The 18,590-nt window shown below is 53.8% G+C and carries 18 protein-coding genes; 2 read left to right on the forward strand and 16 right to left on the reverse strand.

The features are described 5' to 3' along the window. Positions 1-98: 98 nt before the first annotated feature. On the reverse strand, positions 99-998 hold the full coding sequence (gene purU / locus ACLD72_RS10040) for a formyltetrahydrofolate deformylase (RefSeq protein ID WP_410997361.1): 900 nt from the start codon (positions 996-998) through the stop codon (positions 99-101). Positions 999-1,035: 37 nt separating this feature from the next. Continuing rightward, a complete protein-coding gene (locus ACLD72_RS10045; protein ID WP_251590419.1) occupies positions 1,036-2,151 on the reverse strand; it encodes a deoxyribonuclease IV in 1,116 nt (371 codons plus the stop codon). A gap of 157 nt (positions 2,152-2,308) precedes the next feature. Here ACLD72_RS10045 and ACLD72_RS10050 point away from each other — a divergent pair, with 157 nt between their 5' ends. Further along, positions 2,309-2,776 carry a DUF2621 domain-containing protein gene (locus ACLD72_RS10050; RefSeq protein ID WP_251590421.1) on the forward strand — a complete coding sequence of 156 codons (468 nt, stop codon included), beginning with the start codon at positions 2,309-2,311 and terminating at the stop codon, positions 2,774-2,776. A gap of 76 nt (positions 2,777-2,852) precedes the next feature. Further along, complete coding sequence (locus ACLD72_RS10055; RefSeq protein WP_410997359.1) at positions 2,853-3,797, forward strand: TIGR01777 family oxidoreductase; 945 nt, start codon at positions 2,853-2,855, stop codon at positions 3,795-3,797. Positions 3,798-4,173: 376 nt separating this feature from the next. On the opposite strand, the gene ACLD72_RS10060 is transcribed toward ACLD72_RS10055, so the two are convergent. The 14 genes from ACLD72_RS10060 to ACLD72_RS10125 all read right to left on the reverse strand — a co-directional run bounded on the left by ACLD72_RS10060 (position 4,174) and on the right by ACLD72_RS10125 (position 18,583). Next, entirely contained in the window at positions 4,174-5,208 is a 1,035-nt protein-coding gene (locus ACLD72_RS10060) for a FecCD family ABC transporter permease (protein WP_410997357.1), read from the reverse strand. Continuing rightward, complete coding sequence (locus ACLD72_RS10065) at positions 5,205-6,254, reverse strand: FecCD family ABC transporter permease (protein ID WP_410997355.1); 1,050 nt, start codon at positions 6,252-6,254, stop codon at positions 5,205-5,207. The genes ACLD72_RS10060 and ACLD72_RS10065 overlap by 4 nt, the downstream gene beginning before the upstream one ends. Before the next feature lie 174 nt (positions 6,255-6,428). Continuing rightward, positions 6,429-8,093 (reverse strand): DUF6382 domain-containing protein, encoded by a 1,665-nt coding sequence (locus tag ACLD72_RS10070; protein ID WP_410997353.1) that lies wholly within the window; start codon positions 8,091-8,093, stop codon positions 6,429-6,431. Positions 8,094-8,131: 38 nt separating this feature from the next. Then, positions 8,132-8,638 carry an A24 family peptidase gene (locus ACLD72_RS10075; RefSeq protein WP_251590427.1) on the reverse strand — a complete coding sequence of 169 codons (507 nt, stop codon included), beginning with the start codon at positions 8,636-8,638 and terminating at the stop codon, positions 8,132-8,134. A 20-nt stretch (positions 8,639-8,658) separates the two neighbouring features. Next, the gene (locus ACLD72_RS10080; protein WP_410997351.1) at positions 8,659-9,663 is read right to left on the reverse strand and encodes a pilus assembly protein; all 1,005 of its coding nucleotides are present in this window, start codon (positions 9,661-9,663) and stop codon (positions 8,659-8,661) included. After that, positions 9,632-11,860, reverse strand: a complete 2,229-nt coding sequence (locus ACLD72_RS10085; RefSeq protein ID WP_410997349.1) for a TadE/TadG family type IV pilus assembly protein — start codon at positions 11,858-11,860, stop codon at positions 9,632-9,634. The genes ACLD72_RS10080 and ACLD72_RS10085 overlap by 32 nt, the downstream gene beginning before the upstream one ends. Positions 11,861-11,899: 39 nt before the next feature. Further along, positions 11,900-12,556 carry a TadE/TadG family type IV pilus assembly protein gene (locus ACLD72_RS10090; RefSeq protein ID WP_410997347.1) on the reverse strand — a complete coding sequence of 219 codons (657 nt, stop codon included), beginning with the start codon at positions 12,554-12,556 and terminating at the stop codon, positions 11,900-11,902. A 7-nt stretch (positions 12,557-12,563) separates the two neighbouring features. Continuing rightward, on the reverse strand, positions 12,564-12,758 hold the full coding sequence (locus tag ACLD72_RS10095; protein ID WP_410997345.1) for a Flp1 family type IVb pilin: 195 nt from the start codon (positions 12,756-12,758) through the stop codon (positions 12,564-12,566). 88 nt (positions 12,759-12,846) lie between these two features. Further along, positions 12,847-13,722, reverse strand: coding sequence for a type II secretion system F family protein (locus ACLD72_RS10100; RefSeq protein WP_410997343.1), 876 nt, complete (start codon positions 13,720-13,722; stop codon positions 12,847-12,849). Positions 13,723-13,736: 14 nt separating this feature from the next. Beyond that, positions 13,737-14,543: a type II secretion system F family protein gene (locus ACLD72_RS10105; protein WP_410997342.1), complete on the reverse strand. Its 807-nt coding sequence runs from the start codon at positions 14,541-14,543 to the stop codon at positions 13,737-13,739. Continuing rightward, positions 14,527-15,786 (reverse strand): CpaF family protein, encoded by a 1,260-nt coding sequence (locus tag ACLD72_RS10110; RefSeq protein WP_410997340.1) that lies wholly within the window; start codon positions 15,784-15,786, stop codon positions 14,527-14,529. Before ACLD72_RS10110 ends, ACLD72_RS10105 begins: the two co-directional genes overlap by 17 nt. Before the next feature lie 2 nt (positions 15,787-15,788). Then, the gene (locus ACLD72_RS10115) at positions 15,789-16,931 is read right to left on the reverse strand and encodes a nucleotide-binding protein (protein WP_410997338.1); all 1,143 of its coding nucleotides are present in this window, start codon (positions 16,929-16,931) and stop codon (positions 15,789-15,791) included. Between the two features lie 193 nt (positions 16,932-17,124). Continuing rightward, a complete protein-coding gene (locus ACLD72_RS10120; RefSeq protein WP_251590437.1) occupies positions 17,125-17,403 on the reverse strand; it encodes a hypothetical protein in 279 nt (92 codons plus the stop codon). 238 nt (positions 17,404-17,641) lie between these two features. Next, positions 17,642-18,583 carry a hypothetical protein gene (locus tag ACLD72_RS10125; protein WP_410997336.1) on the reverse strand — a complete coding sequence of 314 codons (942 nt, stop codon included), beginning with the start codon at positions 18,581-18,583 and terminating at the stop codon, positions 17,642-17,644. Between the last annotated feature and the right edge of the window lie 7 nt (positions 18,584-18,590).

Here is an 18,590-nt window from a genome sequence, read left to right on the forward strand (position 1 = left end):
ATAACGTTAATTGGCTGAAAAGGTTACCCTATGCCAAAATAAAAAACGCCGGCACAGCGTGTAGAGTTGCTGTACTGACGTTTATTTGCGTTGTTTTTTTAGTTGAACACGACGGTCTTGTTCTGATGCACCAGAATCCGGTCTTCAATATGCCATTTGACGGCCCGGGCCAACACGACGCGTTCGATCGTCCGTCCGATACGCTTCAGCTCGCTGACGTTGTCGCGGTGCGTGACGCGCTGCACGTCCTGCTCGATGATCGGACCGCCGTCCAGTTCCTCCGTCACGTAGTGGGCGGTGGCGCCGATCAGCTTCACGCCGCGCTCATAGGCTTGGGCGTACGGCTTGCCGCCGACAAAGGCCGGCAGGAAGGAATGATGGATGTTGATCAGGCGGTTGCGGTACGGCTCGATCAAGGCCGGAGATACAATTTGCATATATCTCGCCAGCACGATCAAGTCAACTTTGCCGCCGACGATCTCCAGCTGTTTTTGCTCGGCTTCGCGTTTCGTTTCCGGCGTCACCGGGATATGGTAGTACGGAATGCCAAAGGATTCCACGTACTCCTTCATGTCCAGATGATTGCTGACGACCATGGAAATTTCGGCGTCCAGATCGCCGGCCTGCCACTGCCAGAGCAGTTCCACCAGACAGTGGTCCTCCTTGGATACGAAGATCGCGAGCTTCTTTTTGCGGCTGAGCTGATAAATATTCCACTGCATGCCGAACTGCTCGGCGATGGCGGCAAAATCCCGCTCCAGTCCGGCGATCCGCTCGTCTAGATTTTCCAGGTCAAACTCTATCCGCATAAAAAACATGCCGCCTTCGGGATCCATCGTATATTGGTCCGATTGCACGATGTTCGCCCCGTGCTCATGCAGGAAGCGGGACACCGCCGCCACGATCCCCGGTCCGTCCGGACAGGAAATCAGCATGCGGGCCCGATTGCTTTCATAAGGTTTCACCGGCCGCAGGCCTGAGTGAATATGTGTTTCCATTAATCTCCAGTCCCCTTGCTCCTAATGATGATGTCGATTATTTATGCGCGCTCGCAAACCATGCGACCAGACGCTGGTTGATCTGTTCTTCCGATTGATCCGGGAACAGGCCCGCTTCGATGACCATGTCATACAGGCGCTCCAACGGTTCGCGCGGATCGGCCTTTTTCGCTTTGGCGTCGTTTTTCAGCACCGTCCAGGTGTCCAACACAAAGCTGCGCGGATGAACCTCCTGTTTGCCGAAAAAGTCCCCCAAACGCTCCACATCGGTCAGGAAAGCGTCGCCGAACCGCGCCGCCGTATCGCCGCGCAGCAGTGCAATTTCCACCTCGTACATCGGACGTTGGGTTTTCGCGTCCTTGCCGACCCATGGCGTCTCCAAAATAAACGGCCGCCCCTGCAACGCCTCGTGGTGCACGACCCGGTGAATCGCTTCGAACCCGATCCAGCCCGATCCGATCGGCGTATGCCGGTCTTTTTGCGCGCCGGCCGGATTTTTGCTGTCATTGATATGGACGACTTCAATCCGGTTCAGTCCGATCGTTTGATCAAATTTGCGCAGGACGCCATCCAAATCGTTAACGATGTCATATCCGGCATCATGAATATGGCAAGTATCAAGACAAATCGTCAAACGTTCGTTATGCTGCACCTTGTCGATGATTTGCGCAATCTCCTCAAAGCTGCGCCCCACTTCCGTCCCTTTGCCGGCCATTGTTTCCAGCGCAATATGCACTTCGGTTTCGCTCGTGCCGTTTAACACTTCATTTAAACCTTCGGCAATCCGGTTCACGCCGTACTCGGCATCCTTGTCCGTAAAAGCGCCGGGATGAAGCACGATATTGCGGACACCCAGCGCGTGAGTGCGGCGGATCTCCTCCTGCAAAAAGTCAACGGCAAGCTGATAGGTGTTCGACTTGTAAGAACCTAAGTTTATGATGTACGGCGCATGAACGACGATCTCGCCGATCCCGGCCTGCTCCATCGCTTTTTTGCCTTCTTCAATGTACATCGTATCGATGGGCTTGCGCCGCGTATTTTGCGGAGCCCCGGTGTATATCATGAACGAACTGGAGCCGTAGGATTCCGCCTCGGCCGTCGCGCTCAGCAGGCCTTTGTCCGAGAACGAAACATGGGAACCGATTTTAAGCATAAATATTTTCCCCCTTTTGGACAGTAAATCGCTAAACAAGCCTATTTTAGCTTGAATGCTGAAATAAATAAAGAAATAAGGTATAATTTTAATTTGAAATATATTGTAACGTAAAATGCGCAGAAAATCTAAACGAAGCTCCTGAGGTGATGAATTAATGCTGCAAATGGGGGTTCAGATATTAACGGCGGTAGGGCCCAATCGCTGGTTTATGAACGGGATCGCGTTTTGGGGATTTGTGCTGCTCGGCATGATGACGATCGGCGGATTTTTCATGTTCCGCAAATTTTTAAAGGTGCTCCCCAAAGCGGACGGCATGTCCAAGCTGGACTGGCAAAATCATTGGGTCGAAAAAAGCCGGCATCTATGGACCGACGAAACCAAAACCTTTCTCGATCAACTCGTCGAGCCCGTGCCCGGACCGTTCCGGGACATCGCCAAACATTCCATTGCGGCGGAAATCGGTAAAATCGCCCTTGAGGAAAAGGCTGCTGTAGTTACCCGCGATCACTGCATCAAAGGATATATCGTAGCCACACCTAAGCGCGACAATAAATTCCTGGTCAAATTTCTGGAAAAGAACCAAATTGATTATCAGCCTTACCGGCATCTACTAAATAAATAACCGCAACGCGAAAAAACATCCGGCCATGAATCAGCTATTCAGACAGCCGGATGTTTTTTTAAAAGGAGACATGACGATGAATATCGCGATTTTTGGCGGCACGGGATTTATCGGCCGGGCCTTAACCGCTTATTGGCTGGAGCAGGGGCGTCAAGTGATTATCGTCGGCCGTGAAAAAGGCGGCGGCAATCCTCTGCGATCAAAACCCGATGATCAGGCCGCCTTCCAGCCGTCACTGCTCAGCTATGTCACCTGGAGTGATCTCGAAAAGGACATCTCTCCGCTCGAAGGAACGGACGCCTTCGTCAACCTGGCGGGGGCAACGCTAAACACACGTTGGTCCGAACACAATAAACGGCGGATTTTGGAGTCCAGATTAACTGCAACGAAGAGGATTGCGCGTTTCGTGAAGGCGCTCCCCCACCCCCCGGAAGTGATTCTGCAAGCTTCGGCCGTGGGAATTTACGGCACCTCCTTAACCAAGGAGTTTGACGAGACTTCCCCGCTTGCCCCGGATCATGCCAATTTTTTGTCCGAGGTTACCAGCGCCTGGGAGGCCGCCGCAGATGAAGGATTTTCCGGGCAACGGCTGGTCAAGCTGCGCATCGGCGTGGTGCTGGGCAATGACGGGGGCGCTTATCCGCTCATGCGCCTCCCCTACTTGCTGGGGGCCGGCGGCCCCATAGGGAGCGGCCGGCAGTGGGTACCGTGGATTCACCTGCAGGATATCGTTTCATTATTCGATTACGCCCTGACCCATCCGGACATCCGCGGCCCGGTGAACGCCGTCAGTCCGAATCCGGTAACCAATGAACAATTCGGCCGGATTTTGTGCCGCGTCTATCGGCGCCCGTTTTGGCTCCCGCTGCCGTCCGCAATGCTCAAAACGCTGCTCGGCGAGCGGTCCATGCTCCTGTTGGACGGGCAGAAGGTGCTCCCCGCAGCCGCTTTAAGGGCCGGGTTCACCTTTGCTTATCCTGAACTGGAACAAGCGGCCACAAATCTGCGCGGCCAAAAATAAAGGTAAAGCCCAGAACCTGATGATTTGGAGGTTCCGGGCTTTTTTAGGAGCGCATTGCCCGCGTTTTTGTGGAGGTCGCGGAAATAACGGTAAAAAAGGTCCTTATCTTCAGCAAGAAAAGGATTTAAATAGAAATAGAGGAGTTTTTTACTCCTATTTTTAGAAGATGAGGGTAATAAGGTTCCTTATCCAAGCATGTTCCTCAAATAAGGCCAAAAAGTTCCGCTATTTTAGGGCATGAGGGGGGAAATCTCAAAATAGCGCCACAAATCACCTCTATTTCAGGAAGAAGCTTCCCATCCCCATACCATACTTTCCTGCAAGCCTAAAATATTGGTTTGCGCATCCCGCTCCCCAAATCAGACCTTTTCTCCAGCTATACTCTCGACTTCGAAAGCAAATACAAGAAGTAGGGAGCTCCAATGATCGCAACGACGATACCAGTCGGAATTTCGTATGGCTGAAGCACCCAACGGCCCAGCGTATCGCCGACGATCACGAGCAAACCGCCCGACAGTGCGGAGGCCGGAAGCAAATACTCGTGTTTAGGCCCGACCAACCTTCTCGCCAAATGCGGCGCGATAAGGCCGACGAACGAGATGCCGCCCCCGACAGCGACGCAGGAGCCGGTCAATCCGACCGCGGCTACCAGCAGGCCAAACCGCGAGCGCTCCAGCGGGGTGCCCAGTCCGGTCGCCGTTTGATCCCCTAAGTTCATTACGTTCAAAACGCGCGCCTTCACGAAGACGTAAGGCAGCAAAATAACGATCCACGGAACGAGGGCAAGAACGAATTTCCAGGACGTCCCCCAAATATTTCCCACCAGCCAAATTTGCAGGTTCTGGAAATCTTCCGGCCGCAGGCGCAATTGCAATACGATCATCGCAGCGTTAATCCCCGCCGCAACCGCGATACCGACCAGCACCATCCGAATGGGAAGCAAGCCGTAATTTTTCTTGAACGACAATACATAGATAAGCGCAGCCGCAAGTGCTGATCCCAAAAACGCCAGCACAGGCATCATAAACACAGGGGCATCGGAAGTCGTCGGATAAAACGAGATAAACAACGCAACGGCCAGCCCAGCCCCGGCATTAATCCCCAGCACACCGGGATCGGCCAACGGGTTGCGCGAAATTCCTTGAAAAATGCAACCGGCAACCGCCATCCCCATGCCGATCAGGACGGAAATGACGATGCGCGGCAAGCGGAATTGATATAAGATCAGTTCCTGTTTACCCGTCCCCATGCCGAACAGCGTCTTAAACACGTCAACCGGGGAGAGGCGAATATGGCCGGTGTTCATGCTAAAAATGAACACACCGATAATCAGCAAAGCAAAAATGATCATAACGGTATACGCTTTGCGTGACCTTTGCTGCATATGCAATGGATAATTTCCCCGGTTCATTCCAATCCCCCCTTCTGTTTCATGGCCAGATAGAGGAAGAAAGGAACCCCGATCACGGCGATCAGTGCCCCGATCGGCGTCTCATGCGGAGGATGAACCATCCGGGCCAAAATATCGGCAAACACCAGCAACAAACTGCCGAGCAGCGCGGAAGAAGGAATCACCCAGCGGTAGTCGACGCCTACCAGAAACCTGGCGACGTGAGGGATCATCAAACCAACGAAACCGATCGCCCCAACGATCGATACGGCGCTGCCGGCCAGAACGAGCACGATAATCATCCCGACGAGTTTGATCATCCCCGTTTTTTGGCCAAGCCCGGTGGCTACCTCTTCCCCGAGGCTAAGCAGCGTGATTGATTTGGCCAGCAGCAAAGCGGCGATAAGCCCAGCGGCGATCCAAGGCAACACCATTTTAATCTGAAACCAGGTGGATCCTGATATAGCCCCGGCATACCAGAACGCAAGATCTTGTCCTACCCTGAAATATAGCGCGATTCCTTCGCTGATGGCGGTCAAAAGCATGCTGACCGCAGCCCCGGCCAGGGTAAGGCGGACCGGAGACAATCCCCCTTTGGATAGAGAACCGACGCCAAACACCAGCCCGGCTCCCAGCCCGGCCCCGATGAACGAATAGAACATCATCACCAAAAACGGCGTCCCCGGCATCAACGCAAAACAGACGGCCAGCGCTAAACCGGCCCCGGCATTAAGCCCAAGCAAACCGGAGTCGGCCATCGGATTTCGCGTCATGCCCTGCATAATGGCCCCCGCCACGGCGAGCGCCGCTCCGATGAGGGCGGCCGCCAGCGCCCTCGGCAGACGCAGCTCCATAATGATTTGATGCTGCGTCAGTTCCGGCTGGAAATGGAATAACGCGTTCCAAACCGTTCTGAGTTCTATATCCGCGGCTCCTACCGAAATCGATAGGCATACGGCGAAGACTAACAGCGCCGCTCCGCCAATGAGCACAATAGTTGCCGCAAGCGGCCGGGAACGGTATCGTGGCTTGGAAGATTGTGTGACTGACGACATATGTTGAACCATCCTTTTAAAAAATTTATTGCCTATGCAACCGATGATACCCGTTACACTTTGTAAATGAGAATCATTCTCGTTAATTATAACTGCTTTTGGACGGATAATCTACGGGCAACATAAATTTTAAAAAAGGAGGTTCGTTGATCCAGTTAGAATCCCTGATACACGATGCAAATAAACTTAAAGCAATTCCTTGCCAAACTTGAAGGAAACATCCGCCAACATAAAGACATCCCCGGTTTCAAGCTCGTATTCTTTATAAGGAGCGATAAGTTCGCCTTTAAAGCTCGTCCCGTTCCTGGACCCTAAATCCTTGAGGCAACATTTCTCCGGCGTCACCATCACTTCAACATGAGCTCGGGACACGCCCGGCGTATGTTCCACGTACTGCGCCATTTCCTCGGAGCGGCCGATCACAAAGCTCCCCGGCTTCAAGGTTATCCGTTCCGGGCTTGCCCCGTCGTCTTCGTTAAACCTCTCCAAAAAATATCGTGGTGCAAACGAGGGCTTGGAAGCGCCGGACAACATCGACTTATTTAAAAGCATCGTTGCCGGTTGAGCTAATACTGAGTTTGAAGCCTCCCCTCGAGAAGCCTCGCCGAGAACGGGCGAAAAATGGGCTTGTCCGCTCCCGGGTATCGCAAACTCCTCTACTTTCTCTCCATACCCCATCCCTGCTTCATGCTGAAAAGAATGGGCTTGCGCAAATGGAGAATCTCCAAAAACATTTTCTAATCCTCCATTTGAAGCAAAAGCGACTTCCATTCGCTTCGCGGATCCCCTTGACTCTAAGGCTTCAGGCTGCGCTTCGTTTCTTGACTCTAAGGCACCGGGCTGTGCGTCGTTTGCGGTTGCAAGCTGCTTTCGCCTGCTTCCGGATTGCGGAAGCGGCAGCTTCCCGCTGCAAATGAAGTAGGCTGCCCCAGCCAACAGAAATGTTGCCGCGATACAAATGTAAAGGCCGATGTTCCATGGCCGGTCCAGGTACAAAAACTTCCAGCACAGCGCGTCCAGCAGGATGGCCCCCAAAATGCCGGATGTCGGCGATATCCTAGCTTTAGGCTTGGCTTCCTCCTCCTCCAGGCCAGGCCATTGTTCCCGCTCGGGGTTAGCCGAACCAGCCCTTGGGATGTCTGGCGCATGTCCGGCGAAGAAACCGTCCGGCAAGTATTCTTTTATTACCGTATGCGATGATTTCAATTCGCCCGCCGCAGGCGCATCGGCTTGCATCGGTCTCGACAACGGATTCCCTTCAGTCTGCTCCGCTGCAGTCAACAGCTCCAGCAGCATTTTTTTCAATTGCGGAAGGGAAAAATCCTCCTCGCTGCCGCAAAAAGAGATGATTTGCTGTATCCCGCTTCCCTCCACCCGGCTCACGCTTACAAGCATCCGGGTGATCAAGGCCAGCAGCGTTTGAGGTAACGCGGCAGCGGTCAGCGAATCCTTCAAAGGCAAATAAGCAAAGTGAAAAATTCCACAGGATAAGGGCTCCTCCACAAAAATATACCCCTCGTCGAGCAGGACATTAGCGGGGGACAGCATGTATTTTTTACAATCATCCAGCACCGTAACCACCTGAAGCAGCAAGCCGTAAAATTCAGACATGGCGATTTTGTCGCTCTTCAGACAGTGCGAAAGCATCTTTTTGCCGGAGATATCGTAATGCAGACTTACCTCGAAATCCACCTCGCGAATATCCAGCCGCAGCAAATTGGGCACCGGAACCGCGGCCAGCATATCCCTTTGAACGCGGCTCAGCTCTTCCGAGCGCAGCCCCTCCTCGGCCTTTATAATCATGTAAACTCCGCCGTCCCTGACAAAATCGCTCTGAAGCTGCTTCCGCATGATTCTGCCACCTCCTTATCAAATGCGGAGCACCCGCTTTATTGGTAACAAAGCGAAAGGATCGCCCCGGGCAGCACCGCAAGCATAAACGGAAACTGCAGCTGTTCTTTGGCGGTGGACTGAACAGGCGAGATGCTGCGGAAAATAACCGCTCCCCATATGCCGCGGACGACCCGCCGCAGCCGAAACAACATCTCCCGCCGGCATAGCAAAATGAAGAGCCCGATGCACCCGGCGGCCAAAATCGAATACATCATGACGGATAACGTAAAGCTGATGCCCGTCCAAGCCCCAATTCCGGCAAACAGCTTAACGTCGCCACCGCCAACGGCCCTCAGCAAATAGAGGATAAACATCAGTCCGAAACCAACCGCCGCGCCCCTAAAAGCACCCCCTATACCATTCCATCCCCCGGTCAAGGCGTGAAACAAAAAACCGCTCGCCAAGCCCGGCAGCGTAAGCCAATTAGGGATTTTCATCGAGCGGATATCCGTCACGAAAGCAGCCGCCAACAGCAAAAAACAACCCCAATATTCCCAAGACATCCGTTTCCGCTCCCTTCTCATTATTTGGGACTGACTACTTCAAACTCCATCGCCGTCCGCAAGCCATCTTCCGTTTCTACAACAAACGTCCACGTTCCCGGCGTCGTATTCCCTCCGACCAGCCAATTCCATTCCACAATGCCTTCGCCGTCCGCCGTAGTTTCCCCTAAATATTTGGCTTGGCTGACGCCGCTCTTGTAATAAACGGTCAATTGGGCCGCCCGCCCCGGTCCTATCCTTGCCTTCACTGTCGCCCGATGTCCGGCGTAAGCCGGATCCGGTTTGGACAGGATGACCGGCGTTTGTCCCTGGCCGTCTTCCCCCGCTTCCAGTTCCCCGGTATCGCCGATCCAAATCCGTTCCTCGGCCCGCGACTGAAGCACAACGCGGTTCGATGTAAACGGAACTTTGATCGGAAGCTCATAGCTGATTTCCAGTCCGAAATAAGGCTGTTTCCCCGTTTTTAAGTCAGGTACCGTAACACGGCTTACATGCAAACGCTCCTCTTTTAACAACGTTCCTTCAAGAAACGGCTGAAGCAGCGGTTTTACCGCGGGATCAAGGACGCTTTCCGCAACGCCTGTTTTGATATTCTGCAGCGGCTCGTCTCCTTTTTCCGCGGCATTCATAACCCAATCGGAGATCGGCTCAGGCAAACCATCGGCATATTGCTTGGCCCATTCGGCCAAAGAAAGGCTTGGCATTTCCCAGTTAAAAGTAGGTCCCCCGCCTGACGGCTCGCCCTCGCCCCCGGGATTCTCCGCGGATTCGTCCGAATTAGCCGATACCGCAAGGGCTACAGGGTATAAATGGGCGGAAACCTGCCTGACGGCATTGGATGCGACCGTATGCAGATGGTTGGACAGCAGCGTCATATGTACCATATAAATAAACCAGAACACCACCATCACAAAGACGGGCATGACCAGTGCCGCTTCCAAGACAATGCTTCCCCGCACCGAGCCTCTTTTCCGGCCATAAACTTGCCGCCTATCAATAAGAGAAGTCCGCTTGTTTCTCGGCATAATACCGGCTTCCTTCCACATTTCCTTTCAGCACGCCCGTCACCCCCAGCGCTCTTGCGACCCCGGGCAAAAACCACAGCGGTATCGATACCGAAACCTTCCCGCTCGTATAGGTCGCCCGCGTTCCCGTATCGATCCCCGTGTTCATCCGGATCACAGCGAGCATTCGCGACAACCTGTTTTCGCTTCTTCCGTGCAGCAGCAAAAATATACGCAAATGATCACGATAGGTCAGGTCAACCTTGATGTAATCGCTCAATTGGATTTTGCCTTTGCGCGTTAAAGCAAGCATATCCGACAGTGCATGTTCCGCACCGTACAACAGTGCGGTAGCCAGAATCAGCAAAGGATTGCCCTTTGATCCGTTTTTAATGAATCCTTCCATCGTCCGGATCGCCAAGCGCATCGCAAAGATTTCCCCGTAAGCGGCGGCGATATTGCCCACCGGGTTGTGAAACCCGTACAAAATATACTCGGCCTCCTGCCGATCCGGCGCAAATTGGTCACTCAGCATATCCAATTTGTCTTTACCGGAGCCTCCTTGCAGCAGTTCATCCAGCGCACTCACATCCAAATAACGAAAATAGCTGGCGATGTATTCGGCTTGAAAAACGTTGTCTGTCATCCCTCTCAATAGTCCGGATAATCCTCCGTATAAGCCGTCCATACCTGCCATGGCCGAGCTCCCCGTTTGATAGGGATCGCCATCGATCGCGGCTCCCGCGCCCTCATCGCCGCCGGATACGGCTTGGTTCATGTCCCGGTTCGCTTCATAATGTGTCTTTAATTGATCGAATCGCTCCTGCTGAGCCTTCAGCTTGTCTCCCAGCTTAGAAATTCGTGTGATAAGACCGGCAGCTTCTTTCAGCTTAGCCCCGGCCGCCTTCTCAACTGACTTGCGTTCCTTATCGCTCCCGCGATGCGATTCCAGCAGTTGCATGTTGGCCTCCAAAACATTCGCCGCTCCCCGATCCACATAGCTCCGCATATATTTATCCGCCTTCCAGCCAGCCCGGCGTACAGCCGTTTGCAGCTTTCTTGAAGACGTTACCGCCGATAATACCCCGCTTTGCAGGGCGCACAGCGAGGTGATTTCCTCGTTCAATTGCTGAAAAGCCGCGGCTTGATCGTCGGTATCCGCCTCAAGATCCGTAAAAAGCTCCTCGGAGAGGACAAACGAACCGCTTTGCTCCCGTATTCTGGCAATCTCCTCCGTTCCACTCACCTGGCCGTCGTCCCTGGTGCTTGGCCCTGCAGCCACTTCGTTGTACCCCTTCCGGGCAGCGCGCTGCCCCGCCTCCTCTATCGTTTGTTTCATCTGCTCATTGATTTGGCGCACCTCAGTAAGCAGCGCTTTAGCTTGCAGCAGCAAATTTTCATGCTTTTCTTCGGCTTCGGCGCGAATTTTGTCCAATTGCTTGTATACTTTGGACGTTTCGGAACGGTAGATTTCAATCTTCCATCGGTACTTTGGGTTCCCAGGCCCAGGTTTCTTATCCTGCTCAACCTTTTCCTTGTAATCTTCATACTGGGCAGTAAAGTCCAGGGCCGAGGAGATTTCGCCGCCCAAAGGTTCGTCATCTATCACAAGAGAGGAACCTCTGGGCAGCGATTCTTCGAAACCCTCCACCGTCCGTGCAGCCTGGCGCTGCAACTCCAAAAGCTCATCCAGTTTCGCTTCCCGCCTATCGTACAGCTTCTGCAATTTGCCGAGCAAATCAACCGTATTGGACGCGTCTTTCATCACTTGCGCCATCGGTTTGAAGCGGTTCAGAATTTCTACCGTTACATCAATCGGCGCGCGGTATTTCATCTGCTCCTGAATTTGCCGTTCAAACACGGCGTAGGAACCGAGCGGACGAAGCGGTTCAACCGAAGAGGATTCCAGCCTGGCTCCAAGCAGCGGCAGCCCGCCGCTTCGCCCCGCAAGTTGAAAAGAATCCTGAAGCACTTTGGACATAATATAATTGCTGTCTGTTTCTCCCAAAGCAAACAATCCGTACCGCTCGGCCAATTCCCGGTCGTACGAGGACATCACGGATCTAGCGGCGGCGTGAGCCAAGGCTTCCGTCTTGGCCTGCAGCGCGAACATCCTGGAAAAATCGATAAAAATAGCCACAAAAGCGAATATCGCCGCAAACACCACGATTAAAAAGACCGTAACCGCTCCCGACTCCGCGCGTTTCTTAGCAAACATACGGTTCCTCCTCTCCTGCTCTTATCCCTCATTCCCGGCTTATTTGCCAAACAGCTTCAGCGCGTTTCCGGCCTCCGTCCGGTCCATCGGGTCCCCGTCTTCACCCTTAAACTTCGCTCCATAATAACGCGCCAATTCGACGGTACGAATAAATTCCACGGGTTCGATAACATAAGCGCAGGAATTTCCGGTTTGGGTAATATCGGCCAACCAACTCTCGAGCGGCGGTAATGGAACGAGCTTTTCCAAAGCCACCTTAGCTTTACGCACAAGCATACGGTTGTCATATTCCATTTCTCCCGAGATGCTCTCGGGAAGCCCCTTTCCCGTCCGGGCCAGCTTTTTATCGGGCAGCGAATCGGCGGAGGCCTCCCCGGCAGGCAAGCGAAGCCGGACGGCTCCGTTTGCCTCGCCCCAGCCAAAAATACCCTGCAGCATACCGTCGTCCTTGAGACGCCAGTATAAAGAGTCATATTCCCCTTCCTCAAAAGCACCGGTCAGATCATTACGATGACTGTTATCCCAAGTGTAGGCGCTGCGTTCCGCGGCCACGGAAGCGGCCTGCCCGAGCAGAGCGTTTTGATACAAATACAAGCAGAAAAACAGCAAAACCAAGATCGCGTAAAAAATGACCGGCAGCACCAAGGACGCTTCCAGCGTAAAGCTTCCCCTCGCATCCCGCAGACAACGCCGCATGTTTTGCCTACTCCGCGTCCATGAATTTTTCGGTCTTCGTTTTTGCTTTCCCGAGCAGGCTGTTTACGATTTCTTTCAGTTGAGAACGGAAGATCACGGCAATAATGACGATGACCGCGATGATTAAAATCATCTCAAGCATCCCCAATCCGTCCTCATCGTTCCAAAATCCTTTTACTCCACTGCTCATTGCCGTTAACATCGGCCTCTTCCTCCTTGAATTTCAAAATAGCGAAAGTTTATTAAAAGTGCTTCGTGATCAAAAGACGACTGACTTTTTGAACTACCTCTTAAAGATCCATGATCATGAATGCGGGTGCGCCAACCAACAGAAGGATCGCCATAAACATCAGCACCATGGGAAAAACCAGCTTGGACGAGGCCTGCTCCCCCAGCGTTTTGCTAACGGCTTTGCGCTTCTCCCACAATGAATGGGACAAATCGCGCAGCGCCAGGGCAAAATCATGGCCCCCGCGGCGATAGTTCAGCAGCACGGCGGTCGTGAAGGCGGAAACCTCCTGAATTCCGCAGCGTTTGCTGAATCCCTCCATCGCCTGCTGGAAGGAATAGCCCCCTTCCCATTCCCGCAGCATTTGGAACAGCTCCCGGTAAAGGGGATGATTCTCCTGTTCGCGTTTCCGCTCCATACAGAGCTTGATCGCTTGCTGAACCGTTGAACCGGCGCCGACGAGAAGCACGATTTTGTTCAGCAGTTCGGGAAGCTCCAGGATAACGGCATGCTCCCGCCGAACCACCTTGCGGTGCAGATCATGGATCAGCGCTGCCGGAAGCAACAAAGCTAGCACCGCCCCGATCAGAAGCCCGGAGGAATCGCCGTTCATCAGCAGAGACAAGATGCACCCCAAAGTAAGCAGCAGCCAGCTGCAGGTGAGCATTTCGGCGAGAAACAGCAGCGTAAACTCACCGCAACGCCGGTCGCCGCAAATTTTCTGTACCGCCCGGTTCACTTTAAAGAACACGCCCGGAAACCGCCGGGACACCTTGATGCGCTCCAGCAAATACAGCATCGGCGGCGACAAACGCTGAAGCCTCAAGCCCTCCATGACCAATTGGGTATATCCGCTATAGCGGCGGAAGGATATCCGGTATACCCATCCCCATCCTCCCAGCAAAACCAGCAAGATCCCCCAAGGCATCAGTAACATCCAGCAAAGCCTCCTTAAACCCGGATATTGACGATTTTAAGCATCAGCCAGGAGCACCCGGCAAAAACGAGCAGCGCGACCGCCGAGATCAACAGCCCGACTCCGCTGTGCAGCGGCTGCATATAATCGGGGGAAGTCATTTCCATAAACAATAAAAACAGGATGGGAGCGGCAAGCATCGCCTTCGCTTCAAAGCGCTTCTGGGCAATCATGACGCTGATTTCCTGCCCGATCTCCAGCTTCTCGCTAATCAGGGCCGAAGTCCGCCGGACAATATCCACCAAATCACCGCCGGAGCGTTTGCAGGTCGTAAACACGTCAGCAAAATTGCTGATATCCTCCATGCCGGCCCGGCGGCTGAAATCCAGCAGCGCTTCCTCCACAGGCTGTCCGTACTCCATTCGCGTGCAAATAATCCCAAGTTCTCTGATCAAATCGTTATCCCCGTCCGGGTACAGCAATTTCAAATCATCGATCGCTTCGCGAAATCCATTTTCCACCGATCGGCCGGCGGCCAGGGATGAGGAGAGCGAATAAAGCGCCTGCTTAAAATGCAAGCTGAGATTTTCTCTTCGTTTTCGGAGCAAATGCCCGCTCCAATACTTCGGTACAAACACCGCGAAGATGGAAAACCCCAAAGCCAGCGGAACGGAATGAAAAAAAACGTAGCCTACAGCGACTAACACCGCCCCGCCGAGCAGGATACACAATGCTTTCTGCCGCCCCGTCAGAACGTAAACCCGGTAATCGTTGAGCCCTTCGGAACGAACAATGCCCGGGGCGTCTCTTTTCTTCAAAAAAATTTCAGCCCGCCATTTCATGCGGCTCTCCTCCTTCTGCCGGAGCATCCGGCGAAATCCCCGCCATCCGCAGCTTGTCCGTATGCAAAAGCCCAGCCCCGGTACTTTTCAGCCGGCCGATGACTTTACCTTCCCGCTCCGCTTCCTCCTGAAAGATAAACAGCGGCCGCAGCACCACCTCCCCTTCCTTTAATCCTGCCACCTCCGAAATCTCCACCACCCGGCGCGAACGGTCGCGCAGCCGGGACAAATGCACAAAGATGTCAATCGACGAGGCGATCTGCTGACGGACCACGCCGATCGGCAATTCCGCACCGCTAAGCACCATCGTTTCCAACCGGCTGATCATATCCGCCGTACTGTTGGCGTGCCCGGTCGATAAGCTGCCGTCGTGTCCGGTGTTCATCGCCTGCAGCATATCGAGCGCTTCGCGGCCCCGGACCTCGCCGACGACGATCCGGTTGGGGCGCATCCGCAGCAACGAGCGGATCAGATCGCGAATGGCGATTTCGCCTCTTCCTTCCGTGTTGGCATTGCGGGTTTCCAGCGACACCAGATTCGGCACGGTAACGATTTGCAGCTCGGCCGAATCCTCGATGGTAATCACCCGCTCATCCGCCGGGATGAACTGCGAGAGCGCGTTTAGAAACGTCGTTTTGCCTGAACCGGTACCTCCGCTGATAAAAATGTTGTATTTGCTTCTGACGAGCCTCTGCAGCAGCAAGGCGGCCTCCTCGCTCAGCGATCCGATCGCAACCAGCTTCTCCATCGTCAGCGGCTGCGCCGGGAATTTCCGGATCGTCATGGTCGGGCCTTTCAGCGCAATCGGCGGCAGCACGATGTTCACCCGGGAGCCGTCACGAAGCCGGGCATCCACGATCGGCGAAGATTCGTTGACGACCCGGTTTACGCCGGAGACGATCGTTTGGATGATGTCCTCCAGCCGCTCACGGGATTCAAAGCGGACGGGAAGCTTCTGCACATGACCTTCCTGCTCGACGAAGATTTCCTCGTGGCTGTTGATCATGATTTCCGTGATGGTCCGGTCTTCAACAAGCGGCTGCAGCACATCGAAACCGCGGAAGGAATCGTATAACCGGCGGACCCATTGGCGTTTGGCGGACGCCGTCAATTCAGCCAAGCGGGCATCGTTCAGCACATGGCCTTCAATGTACTCAAACAGCTGCCCGTCGCTCATCACCTTAGTGACATCAAGCCCTAAACGTAAATCGCTGCGCAGGGCGGCGAATATTTCTTCCTTCACCTTTACCCCTCCCGCACCCGGACATTTGCCGCACCGCCCAAAAGTGCGTGGCACAATTTCAGCAAATCCCGCTGAAACGCGGGGGAGTACGGCAGTTCTCCCTGCCTGCTCCCCTGGCTCCAGGAAGGAATAAACGATAATGTCGCTTGAATCGAAAGCCCCGGCTTCGGCAAATCGGTTACGATATTTCCGGCGTACTTATTTAGGACAAACCGCGTTTTGCCAAACAGATCATGATGCAAAGCCGCCTTCGAGCGCTCCAGGTGGGACAGCCAAGCCCCCGTCTTCCGCATCACGCTCCATTCATCCGTGACCAGCCATACCAACCGGTCCGCCCGTTCAAGCACACCCTCCGTTCTTCCGCTCGGATAGGAATCCGGATCAACAATGACCGCGTCATAAAGACCGCTTCCCGCGATGTAATCGATGAGCTCGACGGTATCCTTTCGCTCCATCTCCAGCATTTCGTTGATATTCTCCAGCGGGCCAAACGTATCTCCTTGCAGCACAGGATGCCTGTAGGCATACGTGGAGACCGGAAACCTCGGTGCCTCCCCCTTGTCGTCCGCCGCCTTAAGGTCATACAACAACCGGGCCAGTCCAGCCGTTTGCCCTTCCCGAAACGGAGTTCCGGCAAACAAGCTGCCGCTGCATACCGTCTCCAGGTTCAGATAAAACACTTTGCCCCCTTCAGAGGCCAACTGCCGGGCCATATTCAGCGCCACGGTCGTTTTGCCACATCCGCCGACGCTAGAGTAAACCGCAATGACCGCCGCTTGTCCTTCCGCCCCTGCCCCTCCGGCTTTTCCGCCGCGGACCATGTCCAGCACCGATTGCAGAAGCAGGTGAAGCGGCTGATATTTCTGCACGCAAGGTTTGCCGTCATCTGCCTCGCCTCTTTCACCCAGAACGATCCATGAAATGCCCCGCTTATCGGCCGCATCCATCGTTTCCCGAAATGCCGATTCTCCCAGGACAGCGTCAACAAACTCTGTTGACTCCTCCAGGTATTTATCTAACGCCTCCCTGCGGCTGAATGCGGTCAAAATCAGATTGTGGCTAAACTCGCTGCTGCGAACGTAATATAAAAAGGCTTCGATATACTGCTCATCCCGCACGGCAAGCGCAAGCCGGACTGGCCCCATAAGTTCACCTTCCTTTGAACGGAAACAAAAAAAGCACCGCCCAAAACCCGATACAAATCGGATCATGGACGGTGCTACCGCTCCCGTTATTCCTGATATTTACTGTAAGAATATCACAGTTTTGGGACTTCGGCAAGTCCTAAATTAAAAGAAAAAAGCACGGGATTCCCCCGTGCCTGCTTAAGTTATAAAATTACTCCGACAAAAGCTTATCAAACCATTGCCCTTCAGCGATCTGACGGTGAATTTCACCGGAAAATTTCTCCATGCACTGGCAAATAAAATCTTTGCGGCAGACCGGGCACGGCGTCTTTTGAAGCCGGTTGACGTTCGTTAACCGCCAGTTCGGATAGCGGTGGTAAAACACGCGGCATTCCGTACCGTCGGCCAATTTGGCGATAAACTCGTATAATCCATCATTGTCGTTGTTTCCGGCCTTTGTCACGTTCACAACATTCGGTCTGTAAGACATTCGATCACCCGTATTATCAAATTTCATTCCGTTCCAGAGATACTCTCTTTTAGTACTTAGACATATTAAATAATTTTCTTCGGCGTGTCAACTTAAAAAGGCGTTAAATAGCCTGTTTGGCAATATAATTCCTGTATTTGGATAGGATGCGCAAAAAAAAGCGATTTCATTCTTCGTGAAGCCGATTTTAAATAAGATCCCCCCTGTCCGTTTATTTTCTGAGCAGGGGGGCTAGTCATTATTCTTTGATCTCTTCAAAGGAGGCGTCGTACAACCGGAACATCGTCTTGTAACCGGACTCGTCGATTTTAATGCCGACGTCGAGGCGGCCGGTTATCTGCAGCGCCTCCGACTTGTAGCGAAGGTTGACATCATCCGGTACGAACACGATCATGATTTTGTTCCAATACGTCTCATCCCCGTTGTCAAAAGGGCATTCCGCACCCGGTTCGGGAATGAGCAAAAACCAGTGGTTTTCAAACGACAGCACTTCACCCATAAAGCCCTTGATGGTAACCGTTGATCCGCTGAGATCCCAAAAGCGCTCGGAAGGCGTCGTCTGATCATCCCCGTCAAAAAACTCGGACCACCCGATGGTCGTCACACCCGACTTTGCACCCTTTACTTTATCGGAAGAGGAAGTGCGGGCCGATTCGCTTGCGCCGCCGGACGTTTCGGCTTTCGCGGTTCCGCCCGAACCGGCGCTCTTCGACGAAGCCGCCGCGACGTTTTTGCCTGACGCCTTGCTTTGCCCAGCCTTCGCGGTATCGGGCTTTTTGGAGCTTGAAGCAGAGGCCCGGCCGGCATCCGCGGACTTCGGCTTGTCGGCTGTTTTCTCTCCAGCTTTGTCCGCTTCGGCCGCGTCCGCCTTAGCTGCCGCATCCTGCGAAGTTCCGGCCGGCGTGTCCGCCGCAGCGCCAGCCTTCTGTACTTCGGCGGCCTCCGGGACGCCAACTGCCTCTTTATCAGCAGGGTTATTATTTGAACCCGGCTCCTGATCCGGCTTTTCGCTCTCCGCCGTATCGGGGCCTTGCACCTCATAACTAAAGGCCGTTCCCACTGATGCCGCGGCGCCAAATGATCCGGCTTCTTCCCGGGAACCCGTATCCTTGCCGCAGGCATGCAGCAGCAGCGCTGACAGCACGAGCAGCAGACACGGCAGGGATAAACTTTTTTTCACGTTAGGC

The sequence above is a fragment of the Paenibacillus lacisediminis genome (assembly GCF_046567315.2).

Coding starts and splice junctions, on each gene's coding strand:
- ACLD72_RS10090 (WP_410997347.1), bottom strand. CDS start 12,556: ATGCGGCGTTGTCTGCGGGATGCGAGGGGAAGCTTTACGCTGGAAGCG.
- ACLD72_RS10070 (WP_410997353.1), bottom strand. CDS start 8,093: ATGCGGAAGCAGCTTCAGAGCGATTTTGTCAGGGACGGCGGAGTTTAC.
- ACLD72_RS10050 (WP_251590421.1), top strand. CDS start 2,309: ATGCTGCAAATGGGGGTTCAGATATTAACGGCGGTAGGGCCCAATCGC.
- ACLD72_RS10120 (WP_251590437.1), bottom strand. CDS start 17,403: ATGTCTTACAGACCGAATGTTGTGAACGTGACAAAGGCCGGAAACAAC.
- ACLD72_RS10055 (WP_410997359.1), top strand. CDS start 2,853: ATGAATATCGCGATTTTTGGCGGCACGGGATTTATCGGCCGGGCCTTA.
- ACLD72_RS10080 (WP_410997351.1), bottom strand. CDS start 9,663: ATGCCGAGAAACAAGCGGACTTCTCTTATTGATAGGCGGCAAGTTTAT.
- ACLD72_RS10060 (WP_410997357.1), bottom strand. CDS start 5,208: ATGAACCGGGGAAATTATCCATTGCATATGCAGCAAAGGTCACGCAAA.
- purU (WP_410997361.1), bottom strand. CDS start 998: ATGGAAACACATATTCACTCAGGCCTGCGGCCGGTGAAACCTTATGAA.
- ACLD72_RS10100 (WP_410997343.1), bottom strand. CDS start 13,722: ATGTTACTGATGCCTTGGGGGATCTTGCTGGTTTTGCTGGGAGGATGG.
- ACLD72_RS10105 (WP_410997342.1), bottom strand. CDS start 14,543: ATGAAATGGCGGGCTGAAATTTTTTTGAAGAAAAGAGACGCCCCGGGC.
- ACLD72_RS10075 (WP_251590427.1), bottom strand. CDS start 8,638: ATGTCTTGGGAATATTGGGGTTGTTTTTTGCTGTTGGCGGCTGCTTTC.
- ACLD72_RS10095 (WP_410997345.1), bottom strand. CDS start 12,758: ATGTTAACGGCAATGAGCAGTGGAGTAAAAGGATTTTGGAACGATGAG.
- ACLD72_RS10045 (WP_251590419.1), bottom strand. CDS start 2,151: ATGCTTAAAATCGGTTCCCATGTTTCGTTCTCGGACAAAGGCCTGCTG.
- ACLD72_RS10085 (WP_410997349.1), bottom strand. CDS start 11,860: ATGTTTGCTAAGAAACGCGCGGAGTCGGGAGCGGTTACGGTCTTTTTA.
- ACLD72_RS10115 (WP_410997338.1), bottom strand. CDS start 16,931: ATGGGGCCAGTCCGGCTTGCGCTTGCCGTGCGGGATGAGCAGTATATC.
- ACLD72_RS10065 (WP_410997355.1), bottom strand. CDS start 6,254: ATGGTTCAACATATGTCGTCAGTCACACAATCTTCCAAGCCACGATAC.